Raw genomic sequence first — 18,416 nt, 5'->3', positions numbered from 1 at the left:
AAATTATATATTTGTTTTATAGTGGAATGTATTAGAAATTTTAATTTATTTTTAGATTTTTTAGCATGATTTATATACTATTATTAAAAAAACCCGCTATTAAGCGGGTTTTCTTTTAAACAAAGATCAGATTAACCAATCAATTTCTTCATCAATTCATTAACTTGTGCAGGGTTAGCTTTACCTTTTGCAGCTTTCATCACTTGACCAACTAGACCGTTGAAAGCTTTCTCTTTACCAGATTTATACTCTTCAACCATCTTCTCGTTGGCAGCAAGGACTTCCTTAATAATCGCTTCAATTGCGCCTGTATCAGTTTCCTGTTTCAAGCCTTTCTCAGCAATAATTTCGTCCGCAGATTTGCCTTCGTCCCACATAAAGCCGAATACTTGCTTCGCGATCTTACCATTAATCGTGTTGTCGACAATACGCGCGATCATCCCACCAAGCTTTTCTGCAGATACAGGAGAGTTAGCCAAATCCAGGCCTGCTTTATTTAAAGCACCTGAGAATTCACCCATCACCCAGTTTGCAGCAATCTTACCTTGTGCAGCGCCGCCAGCAGCTTTCACGACTTCTTCATAAAACTCTGACATTTCACGAGTAAGCGTTAGAACGTGAGCATCGTACTCAGTCACGCCAAAGTCCGCCACAAAACGCGCACGACGTGCCGCAGGAAGCTCAGGCATGGTTGCTTTAATTGCTTCGATTTGTTCATCCGCAATCACCACAGGTAACAAGTCAGGGTCAGGGAAGTAACGGTAATCGTTGGCTTCTTCTTTTGAACGCATAGAACGCGTTTCCATCTTCACAGGATCGAATAAACGCGTTTCCTGATCAATGGTGCCGTCCCATTCCAGAATTTCCATTTGACGTTCAATTTCAACATTGATCGCTTGTTCAATGAAACGGAATGAGTTCAGGTTTTTCAATTCGCAACGCGTACCGAAGGGTTGACCCGGACGACGTAAAGACACGTTACAGTCACAACGGAACGAACCTTCTGCCATGTTGCCGTCAGAAATGCCCAACCAGCGCACCAGCGTATGAATCGCTTTAATATAAGCAACCGCTTCTTCAACCGAACGCATATCTGGTTCAGAAACAATTTCAAGCAGCGGCGTACCGGCACGGTTCAAGTCAATGCCTGACATACCTTCGAACTGGTCATGAATCGATTTACCTGCATCTTCCTCAAGGTGCGCACGGGTTACGCCAATCCGTTTAACCGTGCCATCTTCAAGCTGGATGTCGATATGACCCAAGCCCACAATCGGATTGTCCATCTGGCTAATCTGGTAGCCTTTTGGCGAATCCGGGTAGAAATAGTTTTTACGTGCAAATACAGAAGCCTGATCAATATAGGCATCGATACCCAAACCAAAGCGAATCGCAAGATCCACCACTTCTTTATTCAATACCGGCAATACGCCCGGCATGGCCAAATCTACAAGGCTGGCTTGGGTGTTTGGATCATTACCGAATACAGTCGATGAACCCGAGAAAATTTTGGTATTGGTGGCAAGCTGGGTGTGAATCTCGATACCAATAACGACTTCCCAACCCTCAATCAGGTTAGATTTTGGTTTAGCCGATTTTTGAGCTTGAGCCATTATGCATTCTCCTCAGCAATTGCCGCGCGTTGTGTATGCCAATCGGTTGCTTGCTGGTACTGATGCACCACAGACAACAATTGCGATTCTGACCAGTAATTCCCAATCAACTGTAAGCCAACTGGCAAGTTGTTCTGGTCAAAACCAACAGGCGCGTTAATCGCAGGAAGACCTGCCAGGTTCACTGCAAGTGTATAAATATCGCCCAGGTACATTTCAACCGGAGTCAAATCCGCACCAATTTTATAGGCAGTCGTTGGCGCAGATGGCGCAGCAATCACATCGACAGATTCAAAGGCTTTAAGGAAATCTTGCTGGATCAGGCGACGTACTTTTTGTGCTTTCACATAATATGCATCGTAGTAACCCGCGGATAACGCATATGTACCAATCAGGATACGGCGTTGCACTTCTGCACCAAAACCTTCTGAACGTGAACGTTTGTACAGGTCCATCAGGTCCACCGGGTTTTCTGCGCGGTAGCCATAACGCACGCCGTCAAAGCGTTGTAAGTTAGAGGATGCTTCAGCAGGTGCGATCAGGTAGTAAGTCGGAACGTAGCTTTCGGTCATATTGAGGTCGATCTCAACCAGTGTAGCGCCCAGGTCTTCTAACTTTTTCAATGATTCTTCGACACGTGCTTTAACATCTTCAGCTAGGCCGGCAACATTAAAGTACTGTTTTGGAATACCAATGCGTAAACCTTTGACGGATGTATCATTCAGGTTCGCCACATAGTTATCTACGGTTTGATTCATTGATGTTGAATCTTTGGCATCATGACCGGCCATCACGTTCATCAGGTAGGCACAGTCTTCCGCCGAGCGTGCCATCGGGCCGCCTTGGTCGAGTGATGATGCATAGGCAATCATACCGAAGCGCGACACACGACCATAGGTCGGTTTAAGTCCAGTCAGGCCACAGAATGACGCAGGTTGACGAATAGAGCCACCGGTGTCAGTACCGGTAGCGAAGGGTGCCAGATCCGCTGCAACAGCTGCTGCTGAACCACCTGAAGAACCGCCAGGGACATGGTCTAAATTCCAAGGGTTAGTCGTTGCGCCGTAATATGAGTTTTCAGAGGTCGAACCCATGGCGAATTCGTCCATGTTCAATTTACCCAAAGTCACCAGGCCCGCAGCTTTGCCTTTCGCGACAACGGTGGCGTCGTAAGGAGAGATAAAATTGTCCAGTATTTTAGAACCGGCAGTGGTTTTGATGCCTTGAGTACAGAAAATGTCTTTATGCGCGATTGGTACGCCTGTTAACACATTTGCACCACCTGCCTTACGCAGTGTGTCAGCCGCATCAGCTTCTACCAATGCCAATTCAGGCGTAACGGTTACATATGATTTTACTTGAACATCAATTTTTGCAATACGCTTTAAGTAATGTTCAGTCAATTCGCGAGATGAAAACTGGGCATTTGCCAGACCTTCACTGAGTTCACGAATGGATAAGCGATGTAAATCTGTCATGAGAAATAATTCTTTACGTTTAATTTAATAAAAAGAATGAACTGGGTAGTAATTACTCAATCACGCGCGGTACGAGGTATAAACCATCCTGAACAGCAGGTGCAACTGCTTGGTATTGCTCGCGATGATTGCTTTCTGAGACCACATCTTCACGTAGTGGCTGAGGATGGTCGAAAGGGCTCTTCAGCGGTTCAATTCCGTCGGTATTGATGCCTTTCAATGTGTCCATCATGCCTAAAATCTTATTTAAACTTTGAGCATATTCAGCAGATTGCGTATCATTGAGAGATAACCTTGCAAGGTGGGCAATGGCTGAAACTGTTTCTGCACTTAAATCTGCAGAATGCTGTGCATCCGATGTAGACATAATATTACCTAATCAGTATTAAAAAAATTCAAATTATCATGCGTTATGATAAGCGATTGACTTGTCCAAATCATCACATTTAGTTAAAGTTGCCACCTTGCGTCCATATAAAGTTTAATTGAGAACGTCCCCGTGATTCTAAAACGACTAATAGGCTTGTTTTCGCCAGATCTTGCCATTGATTTAGGTACTGCAAATACACTTATTTATGCGCCAGGACGAGGCATTATATTAAATGAACCCACGGTTGTAGCTATCCGTCATAGTGGTTCACATAAAATTGTTGCCGCTGTAGGTCTTGAAGCGAAACAAATGCTAGGTCGTACCCCAGCCAATATCTCAGCAATCCGCCCCATGAAAGATGGGGTGATTGCGGATTTTGAAGTCACTGAAACCATGCTGAATCAGTTCATTCGCAAAGTACATGAAAACCGTCTGTTTACTCCGGCACCGCGTGTGGTGGTGTGTGTACCATGTAAATCGACGCTGGTTGAACGTCGTGCTATTCGTGAAGCGGTATTTAATGCTGGTGCACGTGATGTCCGTTTAATCGAAGAACCGATGGCAGCGGCCATTGGTGCAGGTATGCCAGTTGAGCAGGCCTGTGGTTCAATGGTGGTCGATATCGGTGGTGGTACCACTGAAATTGCGATCATTTCCCTGCAGGGTTGTGTCTATGCAGATTCTTTACGGATTGGCGGTGATGTCTTTGATGAGCAGATCATTAACTATGTGCGTAAGGCGCATGGCTGTGTGATTGGTGAAACCACGGCAGAAGTGATCAAAAAAGAAGTGGGCATGGCCTTGCCAGATGAAGGTGCTAAACCGCTTGAAATTGAAGTTCGTGGCCGTAATCTTGCAGAAGGTGTACCACGTGCGATTGTGGTTAACTCAGACGAAGTGACTCAAGCCATTTCAGATCCTTTGCAAAACATTGTGTCTGCGGTGAAATCAGCACTAGAACACACACCTCCTGAGCTTTCTTCGGATATTGCTGAACGCGGTATCGTGTTAACCGGTGGTGGTGCATTGCTGCGTAATCTAGACAAGCTGCTGGCCAAAGAAACCGGCCTGCCGGTTGTGGTGGCAGAAGATCCACTCTCATGTGTAACCCGTGGTGGTGGCAAGGTACTCGAATTTTTCGACAATCCAAATCATGACATGTTATTCGTAGGCTAAGAAAAGGATTCGGCGGGTGCAAGCACATCTGTTTTCTCGACAACCGCCATCTTTTCGCTCTTTTATCATTGCATTGGTAACATGCTTGGTGGTGCTTTTCTTTGATTGGCGCATGCCACATGTTGTACAACCTGCAAGGGATGTCCTGTACGCGGCCTATAATCCTATTTATGCTGTGGCCAGTTATCCGGTATTGTCGCGAGAGTGGTTGAATCAACAAACCAAGTCTGAAGTTCAGTTGCGTCGGGAAAATACCGCGATGCAGGCTGAGTTGTTGCAGGCGCAAGTTCGCTTACAAAAAATCTCTGAACTTTCTGCTGAAAATACCCGTTTGCGCGGTCTGCTCGATACACCACTGATCATTGACGGGCGTATTGAAATTGCGGAAGTGATTGGCACCGATGCCGATCCTTTAAGACATATCATTGTGATCAACCGGGGTTCAAATAACGAGCTGAAAGTCGGGCAAACGGTACTGGATGACAAGGGGATTATGGGACAGATTATTAATGTCTATCCGCATAGTAGCCGGGTCATGCTGTTGTCTGATAAAGAACATTCATTGTCAGTGCGTCTGGAACATACCGGAATGCGTGCCATTGTCTCGGGGACGGGTGATCTGGGACGTTTGAAAATGGAATATGTACCGACCAGTGCCAATATCAAGGTCGGGGAAAAAGTCTATAGTTCCGGCTTGGGCCAACATTTTCCGGCAGGTTATCTGGTGGGGCAGGTGTCCAAAGTACAACGACATAATTCAGGTGAATTTGCCCAGATTGATGTAACGCCAGCCGCGCAGCTGGCCGGTGGTCATCATGTGGTGGTGTTATTTTCCGATTCATTGGCGATGGAGCAACCGCATGTCAATCGCTAAGATGAAATCCAGAAAGCATCGTGATCCCTTATTTGCCATCGTCATTTCGGTGATCGTGGCTTCGATTTTGATGGTCTATCCACTTTCTTATACCCTCTCGGGCTGGCGTCCGCTGTTCATGCTGATGGTGATGCTATTCTGGGTGTTGTGTCAGCCGACCTGGTGTGGGATCTGGTTTGCCTTTGGTACCGGTATTTTTATTGATTTGCTGCTGGACGCACCTTTAGGTCTGAATGCCCTCAGCTTTATTATTATTGCCTTTTTAGCCCGATTCCTGACTCGTGAACGCCGTATCCTGACCTTTAATAATCTCTGGGTGATTACGGGGCTGGCAATTGTTGCGCATTTGCTGATGATCTTTTTTGCCCAGATTGTGGCAGGCGTGCAATTTTCTTTTGCCCGACACTGGATTCCAATGCTGACCAGTATTCTGGTTTGGCCTGTCCTCTATTATATGTTGAAAAAATGGCGCATATAATTCTCGCTTCCAGCTCACCTCGGCGTTGTGAGTTATTACAGCAGCTCGGACTGAGCTTTGATATCTACAGTCCGGATATCGATGAATCTGTGCGTGAAGGTGAATCCGTCGCGGCTTATGTTGAACGTCTGGCACGAGCCAAGGCTGATGCAGTGGCCGAGCGTTATCCAGATGCAATCATCATTGCTGCGGATACCAGTCTGGGGGTCGATAGTGAGATTTTGGGTAAACCAGAATCCAAGCAACATGCCATTGAAATGTGGACAAAAATCTCCGGTCGGTGGCATGATGTCTATAGCGGTGTCTGTGTTCGTACAAAAGATGAAAAATACAGTATAGTGGTACGTACGCAGGTCGAATTTCAAATCCTGAGTGCCGCAGACATGGAAAGTTACTGGGCCACAGGTGAGCCGCTGGGTAAAGCCGGGGCTTATGCGATTCAAGGAATTGCAGCACGTTATATTCCAAAAATACAAGGCAGCTATTCCAATGTGGTCGGCTTGCCGCTCTATGAAACCGTACAGTTATTACAGACAGTTAAGGCACTAAATTAACTGCTGATAAAAAGAATTTTTATAATGTTTTGAGTGTAATTATGTCTGACGAGTTATTGGTTAACGTCACGCCGATGGAATGTCGGGTCGCGTTGATTGAAAACGGCACGGTCAATGAACTGTTTGTCGAGCGTACGGCCAAGCGTGGCTTGGTCGGTAATGTCTATAAAGGCAAAGTGGTACGGGTCTTGCCGGGTATGCAGGCTGCGTTTGTGGATATTGGTCTGTCCAGAACGGCATTTTTGCATATCAATGATATGGTCTGGCCGCGCCAGCAGCCCACCCCAAATGTCTTTGAACTGCTTCAGCCCGGTCAAATCCTCACGGTTCAGGTGATGAAAGATATGCTGGGTACCAAAGGTGCCCGTCTTTCCACGGATTTGTCTATTCCTTCGCGTTATCTGGTGCTGATGCCTTATGGCAATCATATTGGGGTGTCGCAGCGAATTGAATCTGAGGAAGAGCGCAATCGTTTGCGTTCGATTATTGAGCGGATTCAGGCCGAGCATAAGCTGCCAGGCTCAGTGATTGTACGTACCGCTGCTGAAGGTATTGAAGAAGCAGCCATTGCCCAAGATATGGCTTATCTGGCCAAGCTTTGGGAATATATCCAGCGTAAGCAGAAGATTATTGCAGTTCCCTCGCTGATCTTTGAAGAATTGCCTTTACCACAACGGATCATTCGTGATCTGGCCAATGAAGAAACTGCAAAAATCTACGTCGATTCACGTGAAATTCATGCCAAGCTGCAAGAGTTTGTCGAAGAATTCGTGCCGAATATGCGAGACCGCTTACTGCACTACCCGGGCGAGCGTCCAATTTTTGACTTATATAATGTTGAAGAAGATCTGCAAAAGGCGCTGCAAACTCGTGTTGCGTTGAAGTCGGGCGGTTATCTGATGATTGATCAGACCGAAGCGATGGCCACCATTGACGTCAATACCGGCTCTTATGTGGGTGGTCGCTCACTGGAAGACACTGTTTTTAAAACCAATATGGAAGCGACTCAGGTCATTGCACGTCAGTTGCGTCTGCGTAATCTGGGTGGAATTATCATCATTGATTTCATTGATATGCAGGAAGCGCAGCATCGTGAAGAAGTGATGAAACAGTTTGAGCGCATGTTGGAACGTGACCATGCTAAAACCAAGATTACTCAGGTATCTGAACTGGGTCTGGTGGAAATGACCCGAAAACGCACCCGTGAGTCACTGGAACATTTACTCTGTGAATCCTGTCCGACTTGTCAGGGACGTGGTTATGTCAAAACAGCCGAGTCAGTATGTTACGAAATATTCAGAGAAATTCTGCGTTATGCACGTGCTTATGAGTCGCAGAGTGGCTTTACTGTTGTCGCGCATCCCGCTGTAATTGATCGTTTACTAACAGTAGAGGCCCCAGCAGTCGCTGATCTAGAGCATTTCATTAATCGCGTGATTAAGTTCCAAGTAGAAAATCTGTATACGCAAGAGCAATACGATATCATTCTCAGCTGAAATTGTAACAGAATATCGTTAAACACTTGTTACATCTGAAATTTTACATTGGTGCTGTTATTTACAATACTAGATGCATGAATTAGCCAAAGCCGTTTCTCCCAGTTTCAGGCTTAGCAAAAGGAGTGTGTTATGAATATGAGTAAAGCAGTAATTAATAAAGGCCTAAAACACGTATTAGAACCAAAGACTGTACATGCAGGATATATCGTCGATGAGCGCGGTAATGAAGTCCAGATTACCGCCAGCATGATTCGTAATGCCTGCCATCAATTATTACAACAGTGTCGTACCATCAAAAGCTAATGCTACCGATACAGAATCTTGTGCAGATTGAAATAAATTCTAGGCAATCAAAAATGGATGCATCATCCCAAAAATATAAAATAAATTTAAAACGATGTTAAAAAATAAAACCAAGGGGCTCTATGAGCCCCTTAATTATGTGCGCTAGGACTGGCAAAAATGATCAACACTTTTTTCAGTTTATATATTCTATTTATTGATCCGCGGCTAGCTCACCGCCTGTAACTTTGGGACAGGTTCACCATCTACAATTCGTTCAAAACGCTGGATTTCTTCTTCAAGATGCGTCAGCAGGTTCTGCATTTTCGGCAGGGCATTACGGCATGCGGTTAAGCCGACTTCCAGTTTGTCCAGATAGCTGGTCATGGTAATGTTCAAAGCCTGCCCATCTAGTACAATTGAGGCTGGATAAAGCGCTTCGAGACGTGCACCATTCCAATATAGCGGTTCCTGAGGGCCGGGTACATTGGAAATAATCACATTAAATGCCTGGCGCGTTGGCATTAAACCGGATGCAATGTTCAGACCGGCTGCACCATAGACAAAGGCACTATAATTTAAAATCTGATTGGCATTCATGCGTTTAAAACGTTCCTTGGCACTCAGTACACTGCCACGTACAATTTTGAGACGTTCCAGAGGATCTTCTTTATGGGTGCCCAGATTGGCCAGAATCATGGTAATGCGATTGGAAACATCCGAATCATCACTTCGAACCGAGGCCGGAACCATAGCAATTAATGGTTTTTTCGGTAAAGCGTTTTGTGATAGTAAATATTCACGTAGTGCACCTGAACAGATGGCCAGTACCATGTCATTAATCGTGACGCCCAATGCTTTAGAAATATGCCGTAAACGTGAAAATTCAAAGGATTGTGCCGCAAAACGACGCGAAGCACTGACACGTTGGTTCAGAATACAACTTGGTGCCTGAAAACTGGACACATAATCCGGATTGCGCCCCATATCCTTCATGACGGTCTGAGACAGCTCATAAGCGACGCGTGGTGCGCATTCTAGTTGGCCTTTAATGGTTTGCAGGACATTTTTAAAAGCATTGACTTTAGGTGCTTTAAGGCGTTTGGCGCGTGGCCCTTCAACACACCACGGTGGCACAATACTTTTGGCATTCGGATCATGCGACAGCGATTTTTCGACCAGACGCATGCCGGCGATTCCGTCCACCATCGCATGATGGATCTTGAAATACATGGCAAAACGATTACCTTCAATTCCTTCAATAATATGACAGGTCCATAAAGGCTTGGCACGATCAATCAGCGCACTATGTTCTTGTGAAATATAAGTGAGCAATTCACGGATACGACCCGGTTTCGGCAGGGCAATATGACGAAAATGATGATCTAAATCAAATTCTTGGTCTTCATCCCAAAACAGGCCATTTAAATAATTATTAAAAGGTGGAATCGGCGATGATTTGGAGTTTTGAATATCAGTGACGAGATCCTGAATAAAGGAAGCTGGTGCATTTTCGGGAATTTGGAATAAAAATAGCCCACCTACATGCATAGGTTGCTGCCGTTTCTCTAAAGTTAAGAAAATAAAATCAATTGGATGTAATGGACGCATAGCGTAGATTGCCTCACTGCACTTTCTTCAGCTGCTCTGATCCGAACAACCTTGTTAGAATTATTAATATTGACATTACAAAGTATAGCGATTTTGCCACGGAAAGGTACTGATTTTTCTGTAGATGATTGGTTTATGAAAAAACCACCGACGAGTCGATGGTTATGCTAGATCATTTTTGCAAGTTGCCGGCATGCAGACCACATTCTTTATGCGTGGCTTCTTCCCACCACCAGCGGCCTTCACGTTCATGCTGATTCGGCAGGACAGGGCGGGTACAGGGTTCACAGCCGATTGAAACAAAACCTTTTTCATGCAGCGCATTATAAGGCACTTCCATCATGCGGATATAACTCCAGACATCTGCACTGGACCAGTTGGCCAGAGGATTGTATTTGATCAGCTGCTTACCCGGACCGGAAAAACCTGGATCTGCCTGAACCACAGGAATTTCATTGCGTGTACCCGGACTTTGGTCTTTGCGCTGACCAGTAATCCAGCCATCCAGCGTCGCCAGTTTTTTACGTAGCGGTTGAACCTTGCGTATACCGCAACATTCCTGATGGCCATCTTCAAAGAAACTGAATAAACCTTTGGTGGTCACTAAATTTTGTACTGCATCCGTTTCAGGGAAGCAGATTTCAATCTCGATGTTGTAATGCTTACGTACCCGTTCAATAAACTGATACGTCTCTGCATGTAGACGGCCAGTATCCAGACTGAATACCCGGAACGGTTTACCGAGATGCGATGCCATATCAATCAATACAATATCTTCAGCACCAGAAAATGAAATCGCAATTTCACCTTGCTGGCTCAGTGCAAGTGCCAAAATTTCATTGGGCGATTTATCTGCATATTCAGATGCAAGTGCATCAATACGATCAATAGTAGGAATGATGGTCATGAGAATCCTGGCGATATAGGCTTGGAAAGGACATGGCCTATATTAATTAATTTCACCTCTATTTTAATAGAATTGATTTAATTGACTTATCACTAAAAAATAAATACTTATGAAAAAAATAGATTTAAAAAAGTACAGTACAAAATCTGTTGCTTCAGCTATGATAGTGCAAAATTTTTTCAATACAACTTAGAGGGAATGTTCATGGAAGTCGTATGTCTAGATTTAGAAGGTGTGTTGGTTCCAGAAATCTGGATTAACTTTGCCAAAAAAACCGGTATTAAAGAGCTTGAAGCGACGACTCGTGACATTCCTGACTATGATGTACTGATGACCCAACGTCTGAATATTTTAAAACAGCACGGTTTAGGCTTGAACGATATTCAGGAAGTGATTGCAGAAATGGGTCCATTCCCAGGAGCAAAAGAATTTGTGAAATGGGTGAGTACGCATTTTCAATTAATTATTCTTTCAGATACTTTCTATGAATTTGCACATCCATTGATGAAGCAACTGGATTGGCCGACGATTTTCTGTCATAAACTGGAAACGGATGAAGCGGGCATGATCTCAGCCTATAAACTTCGTCAGCCAGATCAAAAACGTCAGGCTGTTAAAGCACTGCATGGTTTGAACTTCCGTGTCATTGCGGCAGGGGATTCTTATAACGATACTACAATGTTAGGTGAGGCAGACCATGGTTTCCTGTTTGATGCCCCTGAGAACGTGATTGCTGAATTCCCGCAATTCCCGCCAATTCGTGGTTATGATGCGTTAAAAGAAGCGATTCGTAATGCTTCAGTACGTGATATTCCAGCTTAAATTATTTAAGTAAATAAAAAAGGCGCTTAAAGCGCCTTTTTTATTGAATCTATCAAAAAATTAGAAACGGTAACCGATTTTTAGACCATAGCCGAGTGCATGGTTATCTTCAAAATCGCCAAGTTCGTTCTTACCTGCTTTCGCAGTTGCATCACCTAACCAGAAGTATTTCACACCACCTTGAATGAAATAGTTTTCTGCAGGGCTATATTGCGCGCCTAAGCCTACATTCCAGTAGCCTTCAGTTGGACCTAAAGTAGTGACTGGGTTGCCTGCACCAGAGTCATAACCTACAGAAGTAGAACCTGACCATTTATTATTAAATTTACGGCCAACACCAACATTCGCAGACCATTGGTCATCTGAGTAATCAATCAAATTATTGCCTGAAGCATTTTTAAGATATTCAGGGGTTACTGCAAATTGATCCCAATGTACCCAACGTACGTTTGCAAATGCGATGGTATTGGCTGCTACACCGGTTTGAAAGTCTAAGTTTACTGACTGAGGGGTTACCGCATGGACATCAGAAGTCAGTAATGTTGCTACACCACGTGGACTAGAAAATGTTTCGACACTTTTGGCTTTATGATCAATTTCAGAACGATAAGTTACAGCAGCTTTTAATGCAATTTCTGGAATTTGATAAGCAAAACCAGCAAGCCAGCCAAAAGCTTCTTCTTGTTCGATATGGATGTTATAGCCACTCAGGCCACGTTTAGTAGGGTCAGTTGGAGATGCACCATATCCTAAACCACGAAGAGAAATATCGGCTTCTACCGTTTGCCATACCGGACCTGCATAAAAGTTCCAGTTTTCTGTTGGCTGGTAACCAATAAGTGCAGTTATATTATGTGTTTTTACTTCTACAGAAGTTGACTCATTCCCTTGAGAAAAAATAGAAAGAGGACCTACAGCTTGATAGTTTGAATCTGCACCATAAGGCTGATCATAAATCAGGCCTAAAGAAATTTTATCGGTTGCTTGTACTTTAATTGCGGCATTAGCAAAGTAATAAGATTCCGCCATATCATCCGCATTAAGCTGTTTTGATTTTACTTCAGCATCAAGAACCGAAATACCCGCTTCCGCATAGTTACCCGGCTGTAAAAAAGCAGAAATAGACTGGCCAGAACGATCCAAGCCAGCTGCCTGAACAGCAGAAAGAGGTAAAGTGCTAAGTAAAATAGCAGAATAAATTTTATTGAGCTTCATGGTACGTTCCCTGATGCCATCTGTAACAAAAATGTGCTGGAAAAGTAACATAATTTTAAAAAGAGTAAATACTCAGCTCTGTTGAAGAAATGAACTAAGGCGGTTAAACAAAAGGATTGCTTAGAGTTTTTATACTAATTTTATTAATCCAAGTGCATGAAAAATATAAATTTAAAGGAATTGAAAATAGTGTAAAATAACTAAAATTTTATTAATTTTAATTGATGCTAAAATAAGCGATTGATATACGATTGTATAAAAGTAGAGTAAAAACAAAAAAACCACCCGGAAGTGGTTTTTATTTTAGGAAAACTTAGAAGCGGTAACCCATTTTTAGACCGTATGCGATTGCATGGTTATCGCTGAAGTCACCAACAATACGGTTATCTTCACCTACTTGGGCAGCAGTTTGTGATTTAGCATCACCTAACCAGAAATATTTTACACCACCGCCAATAAATGTTGCAGGTGTTGGGCTATATTGCACACCTAAGCCTACATTCCAGTAACCTTCAGTTGGACCTAGAGTAGAAACTGGATTACCTGCACCAGAATCCCAACCTACAGATACGTTGCCTGCCCATAGATCATTGAATTTACGACCTACACCAGCAGTGGCTGAAATCTGATCATCGGAATATTCAACTAAATTAAAGCCATTTGGACGATTAACAGCTGCTAATTGCCCTACTGCTTCAGATGCTAAGCCAAACTGATATGGGCGAATAGCAAATTTTGACCACTCTACCCAACGTACATTGGCAAAGGCTACAGTATTAGCCATGATACCAGTTTGGAAATCTAAATTTACAGACTGTGGAGTAGTAATTTTGGTTGTGCCTTGAGTCCCAACAATATCTGCTGGATTAACACCAATCAATGCTAATCCTGCAGCAGCAGAAAGTCTTTCTGTTGTATCTGCTTCATGATCGATTTCAGAGCGATATGTTAAAGATGCTTTTAAAGCAATTTCAGGGATTTGATAAGCAAGACCTGCTAACCAACCAAGATCTCCAGTCTCTTTCATTGTTGCATCATAGCCATTAAAGATACTATAAGCCTGTCCGCGAAGAGACAAATTTCCTTTTACTGTTTGGTAAACTGGACCCGCGTAAATATTCCAGTTTTCAGTTGGTTGGTATCCGAAGAGGAAAGTCAAATTTTGAGTACTAACATCTACTTTAGTATTGCCAACACCTAAAGGAATGTTTTCTAAGGTTTCTGCTAATTGAGCTTGACCCTGAGCAAGAGCACCTGCTTGAACCTGAGGGCGTACAGCTGCTGCCGCTGCATCTACATTCCCTCCCGCTTGAGTAATGATTCCTGCAGCAGTAGCTGCTACTGTTGCATTGTAAGCTGGATTGTCAGGTGTGATGCCTTGTTGTGCCACTAAGCCTTGAGCTGCTAATCCTACTAGTTGCTGACTTGTAAGACTGTTTAAAGTTGTCTCAACCTGTTGTAAGACCAGGTTATCTAGAAGGGCTGGTGGTAAAATTGTATCAGTAGGTTGAGAAACGAATGAATTATTACCTGTATATTCTGCGTCAGCACCAAATGGCTGGTCATATAAAATACCAAATGAGAATTTGCTAGTTGGCTGAAGTTTTAATGCTGCACTTGGAAAATAGTAGTCACCTGCCATATCGTTGATATTACGGCGAGCAGGAGCTTCTCCTGCTTCTTGACCAGATACCGAAGGGTCTAATACAGAAATGCCTGCCTCAAAGTAATTACCTGGTTGTAAAAACGCTGCGATAGATTGTCCCGAACGATCCATTGCAGCAGCGAAAGCACCTGTCATTGGTACAGTGGCGAGAATCATTGCAGTAGTTAATGTTTTTAATTTCATTTACGTCTTTCCTTGAGGTACAAATTTATATCTAGCGTTGTTGTTTGCACTTATTTAATTTTTGGAGACTTCGGTTACTCAACCGCAATCATTTGTTACTCCATGTGTCAAAAATACCACAATTAAAATAAGAGTAAATGCTCTAGAGTGAAAATAAAGCATAAAAAAGCAGCTAAATAGAGTAAAAGATCTAATGATGAGCAGGAAAAACGCTGGTTAATGTGTATTTGGTTATAACTATCATAGGCTTAGGTAATGGAGAGGGAGGGAATAAAAAAATAATAAGTATTTAAATAATTCATTAGATGTTTTGTTAAATAAATCACATATTTAATAATGCGCGCCCTGCGGGACTCGAACCCACGTCGGTCACTTAGGAGGCAACTGCTCTATCCAGTTAAGCTAAGGGCGCAAAAAGAAGGGTTAATGTACTGCAAACTTAATTGAAAAAAAAGTTATTGCCGCAGCAATAACTTTTTAAGAATATATACTTATATAAACTGATTAAGTATTTTTAGGCTTAAGCAACTTAAACAGAACGAACATGACCACAATCCAAACCGGAATCATTAAAATAGATTCCTGAAAACCCTGAGTCCACATGATGTAGAGAATCGTAATAATGAAACCTAAGACCAGAATATTGCCTGCTGGAGACCATAGTGCTGGGAATGAGGTCTTTTGTCCGAGCTTCTTCATGCTCTGAATGAATTTGAGATGGGTCAGCGTAATCATCGCCCAGTTCAACACTAACGCACCGACCACAATATAAATCAAGTGGCTTAATGCATCTTCAGGAACAAAGTAGTTAAGTAATACACAACCGAAAATCAGCGCGGCAGAAAACAATACCGCAGGAATCGGAGTACCTTGTTTATTCACTTGCATGAAGACTTTAGGTGCATTTCCTTGCTGAGCCAGACCATATAACATACGGCTATTGGCATACATACCGCTGTTATAGACAGACAGTGCAGCCGTTAAAATAATAAAGTTCAGTAAGTGTGCTGCCCAGCCAATGCCCAGTTGACTGAAAATCATCACGAACGGACTTTTATCCAGACCACCTAGCTCAAGCTGATTCCAAGGCACCAGTGATAACAGAATCGTCAATGCACCCACATAGAAAATCAGGATACGGAACACCACCTGATTAATCGCTTTCGGAATGGTCTTCTCTGGATTTTCAGCTTCTGCTGCTGCCATACCAATCAGTTCAATCCCACCGAAGGCAAACATCAGGAAGGCCAGCATGAAGAACAGACCTTCAAAGCCATTCGGGAAGAAACCACCTGCAGTCCATAAATTACTGAAAGACGCAGTCGAGGAAGCATCTGCAGTCAAGATCAGATATAAACCGAAGACAATCATCGAGATAACCGCAGTCACTTTAATGATTGAAAGCCAGAATTCTGATTCACCGTAGAATTTCACATTGCCGAGGTTGACCAGGGTAATCACGATAAAGAAAAACAGTACCGATGCCCAAGCTGGAATAAAAGGCCACCAATAGTTAATATATTTCGCAACGGCAGTAAGTTCGGTCATGGCCACCAGGATATATAAAATCCAGTAGTTCCAGCCCGCAAGGAAACCGGGGAACTTGCCCCAGTATTTATAAGCAAAATGGCTGAATGAACCTGCGACAGGTTCATGAACAATCATCTCACCCAATTGACGCATGATTAAAAATGCAATCAAGCCACCAATGGCATAGCCCAAAATAATAGAAGGACCCGCAGATTGGATCACCTGTGCGGAACCTAAGAATAAGCCTGTGCCAATTGCACCGCCCATGGCGATCAACTGAATATGACGGTTCTTTAAGCCACGCTGAAGTTGTGAAGACTCGTTATTCAAAGTGTTCAGCCCGACAATGGAAAAAATAAGTATAAAGATTGTAATGGAACAAAGTTCAGAAACCTAGTGCAAGACTTTGAATGAAATATTATTATCAGATTTATAATAAAAAATTATAAAAATAAATTAAATAAAAGATAACTGAATCAATATATTAATTTTATTGACATTGTAACTGATGAGTTTCCTGTTTTTTTGCTCTGATACGAATGCTGATTTTTTATACTTAGGTCGGAGCACTGAACTTCCTTGGCTTTAAAGCGATTATACTCTTCTCATAAGTATTCCATAACTTTTACCAAAACAAAGACAAGCCAAAGGATGAAACAATTCATGAGTTTTGCAGCCCAAATCAAGATTCCTGCAACCTATATGCGTGGAGGCACCAGTAAAGGCGTTTTTTTTAAGCTGGATGATTTGCCCGCAGAAGCACAACAGGCCGGCCGGATTCGTGATCAGCTTCTGCTGCGCGTGATTGGTAGCCCAGATCCTTATGCTAAACAGATCGATGGTATGGGCGGCGCCAGTTCCAGTACCAGCAAGACCGTGATTCTGTCAAAAAGCCAGCAGGCCGATCATGATGTAGATTATTTATTTGGTCAGGTGTCAATTGACCGTCCTTTTGTGGACTGGAGTGGTAATTGCGGTAATCTCACCGCAGCAGTGGGAGCTTTTGCCATTTCTAATGCTCTGATTGATAGATCACGTATTCCGGAAAATGGGCTGTGTACAGTCCGTATCTGGCAGGCCAATATTCAAAAAACCATTATTGCGCATGTGCCAATGCGAAATGGTCAAGTTCAGGAGTTGGGCGATTTTGAACTGGATGGCGTGACTTTTCCGGCAGCCGAAGTACAGATCGAGTTTTTAGATCCTGCCGATGATGATGGCGAAGGCGGTTCGATGTTTCCGACAGGCAATCTGGTCGATACGCTGGAAGTTCCCAATATTGGCAGTTTTGAAGTCACCATGATTAATGCCGGCATTCCCACCGTGTTCTTGAATGCGGGAGATTTGGGGTATAACGGCACCGAGCTTCAGGATCATATGAATAATGATGCGGCAGCGCTGGCAAAGTTTGAAACCATTCGTGCTTATGCTGCGAAGCAGATGGGATTGATTCAGGATATTAGCGAAGCAGCTAACCGTCAGCACACCCCAAAAATCGCTTTTGTAGCGCCATCCAAAACTTATACCTCATCAAGTGGCAAGGTGGTTGCCGAAGCAGATGCCGATATTCTGGTTCGTGCCTTGTCTATGGGGAAACTGCATCATGCCATGATGGGCACAGCTGCGGTGGCAATTGGTACGGCGGCAGCCATTCCGGGGACTCTGGTGAATCGGGTGGCAGGCGGTGTAGAGCGTGAAGCCGTGCGTTTTGGCCATCCTTCGGGGACTTTAAGAGTCGGCGCACAAGCAAGTCAGGAAAATGGAGAGTGGAAAGTGAAAAAAGCCATCATGAGTCGCAGTGCACGTGTGTTGATGGAAGGTTGGGTACGCGTTCCTGAAGATGTTTTGCTCTAGTTTGATTTGCCGACCCATTATTTAGCCTGAGAAAATTACTGTTGTGACCATTACTGGCCAAAATTTTGACTCAGCTATCGTTGGCATGGTAGGAAGTAATAAAAGCTATCAGAGAATACGTTTAAATATCTAAACTTGTTTATATTTAGAGGTAGATATTGTCCAGCCTCATCTTTCCTTTAAAAGTTTAAATGGATTTGTGCAGGTGAAATCCTACTTTGGAAAGACCCAAGGTAGGCAAAGGTCTCTTATTGCCCATACACAACGTCCTGTGGTGATGGGCAATGTGTGGCATCTCTGCCAC

The 18,416-nt window shown here is 43.5% G+C and carries 16 protein-coding genes and 1 tRNA gene; 8 read left to right on the top strand and 9 right to left on the bottom strand.

The window, feature by feature from the left end:
* Positions 1 to 131: 131 nt before the first annotated feature.
* From gatB to gatC, 3 genes are read right to left on the bottom strand one after another with little or no spacing between them, the layout of a single operon-like run.
* On the bottom strand, positions 132 to 1,613 hold the full coding sequence (gene gatB / locus FTU44_RS05135) for an Asp-tRNA(Asn)/Glu-tRNA(Gln) amidotransferase subunit GatB (RefSeq protein ID WP_180049692.1): 1,482 nt from the start codon (positions 1,611 to 1,613) through the stop codon (positions 132 to 134).
* Entirely contained in the window at positions 1,613 to 3,091 is a 1,479-nt protein-coding gene (gatA, locus tag FTU44_RS05130; protein ID WP_180049690.1) for an Asp-tRNA(Asn)/Glu-tRNA(Gln) amidotransferase subunit GatA, read from the bottom strand. Before gatA ends, gatB begins: the two co-directional genes overlap by 1 nt.
* A 52-nt stretch (positions 3,092 to 3,143) precedes the next feature.
* On the bottom strand, positions 3,144 to 3,458 hold the full coding sequence (gene gatC, locus FTU44_RS05125; RefSeq protein ID WP_005096170.1) for an Asp-tRNA(Asn)/Glu-tRNA(Gln) amidotransferase subunit GatC: 315 nt from the start codon (positions 3,456 to 3,458) through the stop codon (positions 3,144 to 3,146).
* A 132-nt stretch (positions 3,459 to 3,590) separates the two neighbouring features.
* Here gatC and FTU44_RS05120 point away from each other — a divergent pair, with 132 nt between their 5' ends.
* The 6 genes from FTU44_RS05120 (at position 3,591) to FTU44_RS05095 (ending at position 8,345) form a co-directional block, all read left to right on the top strand.
* Complete coding sequence (locus tag FTU44_RS05120) at positions 3,591 to 4,637, top strand: rod shape-determining protein (protein WP_074383126.1); 1,047 nt, start codon at positions 3,591 to 3,593, stop codon at positions 4,635 to 4,637.
* A gap of 16 nt (positions 4,638 to 4,653) precedes the next feature.
* The gene (gene mreC, locus FTU44_RS05115; RefSeq protein WP_005096172.1) at positions 4,654 to 5,511 is read left to right on the top strand and encodes a rod shape-determining protein MreC; all 858 of its coding nucleotides are present in this window, start codon (positions 4,654 to 4,656) and stop codon (positions 5,509 to 5,511) included.
* Positions 5,498 to 5,989, top strand: coding sequence for a rod shape-determining protein MreD (gene mreD / locus FTU44_RS05110; RefSeq protein ID WP_005096176.1), 492 nt, complete (start codon positions 5,498 to 5,500; stop codon positions 5,987 to 5,989). The genes mreC and mreD overlap by 14 nt, the downstream gene beginning before the upstream one ends.
* A complete protein-coding gene (locus FTU44_RS05105; protein ID WP_005096178.1) occupies positions 5,977 to 6,543 on the top strand; it encodes a Maf-like protein in 567 nt (188 codons plus the stop codon). Before mreD ends, FTU44_RS05105 begins: the two co-directional genes overlap by 13 nt.
* A gap of 41 nt (positions 6,544 to 6,584) precedes the next feature.
* Complete coding sequence (rng, locus tag FTU44_RS05100) at positions 6,585 to 8,039, top strand: ribonuclease G (protein WP_180049688.1); 1,455 nt, start codon at positions 6,585 to 6,587, stop codon at positions 8,037 to 8,039.
* Between the two features lie 132 nt (positions 8,040 to 8,171).
* Positions 8,172 to 8,345, top strand: coding sequence for a PA1571 family protein (locus tag FTU44_RS05095; protein ID WP_005096185.1), 174 nt, complete (start codon positions 8,172 to 8,174; stop codon positions 8,343 to 8,345).
* A 207-nt stretch (positions 8,346 to 8,552) separates the two neighbouring features.
* On the opposite strand, the gene FTU44_RS05090 is transcribed toward FTU44_RS05095, so the two are convergent.
* Together FTU44_RS05090 and FTU44_RS05085 are read right to left on the bottom strand one after the other, a co-directional pair.
* Positions 8,553 to 9,935, bottom strand: a complete 1,383-nt coding sequence (locus FTU44_RS05090) for a wax ester/triacylglycerol synthase family O-acyltransferase (protein WP_005096186.1) — start codon at positions 9,933 to 9,935, stop codon at positions 8,553 to 8,555.
* A gap of 172 nt (positions 9,936 to 10,107) precedes the next feature.
* Positions 10,108 to 10,842, bottom strand: coding sequence for a phosphoadenylyl-sulfate reductase (locus FTU44_RS05085; RefSeq protein ID WP_159138440.1), 735 nt, complete (start codon positions 10,840 to 10,842; stop codon positions 10,108 to 10,110).
* A gap of 204 nt (positions 10,843 to 11,046) precedes the next feature.
* Here FTU44_RS05085 and thrH point away from each other — a divergent pair, with 204 nt between their 5' ends.
* Positions 11,047 to 11,664 carry a bifunctional phosphoserine phosphatase/homoserine phosphotransferase ThrH gene (thrH, locus tag FTU44_RS05080; RefSeq protein ID WP_004646225.1) on the top strand — a complete coding sequence of 206 codons (618 nt, stop codon included), beginning with the start codon at positions 11,047 to 11,049 and terminating at the stop codon, positions 11,662 to 11,664.
* Between the two features lie 60 nt (positions 11,665 to 11,724).
* On the opposite strand, the gene FTU44_RS05075 is transcribed toward thrH, so the two are convergent.
* From FTU44_RS05075 to FTU44_RS05060, 4 genes are all read right to left on the bottom strand, one after another.
* On the bottom strand, positions 11,725 to 12,879 hold the full coding sequence (locus FTU44_RS05075; protein ID WP_100328856.1) for an OmpP1/FadL family transporter: 1,155 nt from the start codon (positions 12,877 to 12,879) through the stop codon (positions 11,725 to 11,727).
* A 313-nt stretch (positions 12,880 to 13,192) separates the two neighbouring features.
* Positions 13,193 to 14,728 carry an OmpP1/FadL family transporter gene (locus FTU44_RS05070; RefSeq protein WP_100328855.1) on the bottom strand — a complete coding sequence of 512 codons (1,536 nt, stop codon included), beginning with the start codon at positions 14,726 to 14,728 and terminating at the stop codon, positions 13,193 to 13,195.
* A 339-nt stretch (positions 14,729 to 15,067) separates the two neighbouring features.
* Positions 15,068 to 15,140, bottom strand: a tRNA-Arg gene (locus FTU44_RS05065).
* A gap of 92 nt (positions 15,141 to 15,232) precedes the next feature.
* Positions 15,233 to 16,588: an amino acid permease gene (locus tag FTU44_RS05060; protein WP_005172091.1), complete on the bottom strand. Its 1,356-nt coding sequence runs from the start codon at positions 16,586 to 16,588 to the stop codon at positions 15,233 to 15,235.
* Positions 16,589 to 16,921: 333 nt separating this feature from the next.
* Between FTU44_RS05060 and prpF the strand changes: the two genes are divergently transcribed.
* Positions 16,922 to 18,112 carry a 2-methylaconitate cis-trans isomerase PrpF gene (gene prpF / locus FTU44_RS05055; protein ID WP_100357284.1) on the top strand — a complete coding sequence of 397 codons (1,191 nt, stop codon included), beginning with the start codon at positions 16,922 to 16,924 and terminating at the stop codon, positions 18,110 to 18,112.
* Positions 18,113 to 18,416: the final 304 nt, after the last annotated feature.

It is taken from the genome of Acinetobacter sp. YH12105, from assembly GCF_013419095.1.
Lineage (GTDB): Bacteria > Pseudomonadota > Gammaproteobacteria > Pseudomonadales > Moraxellaceae > Acinetobacter > Acinetobacter pseudolwoffii.
This window is presented reverse-complemented; position numbering and strand designations above follow the sequence as displayed.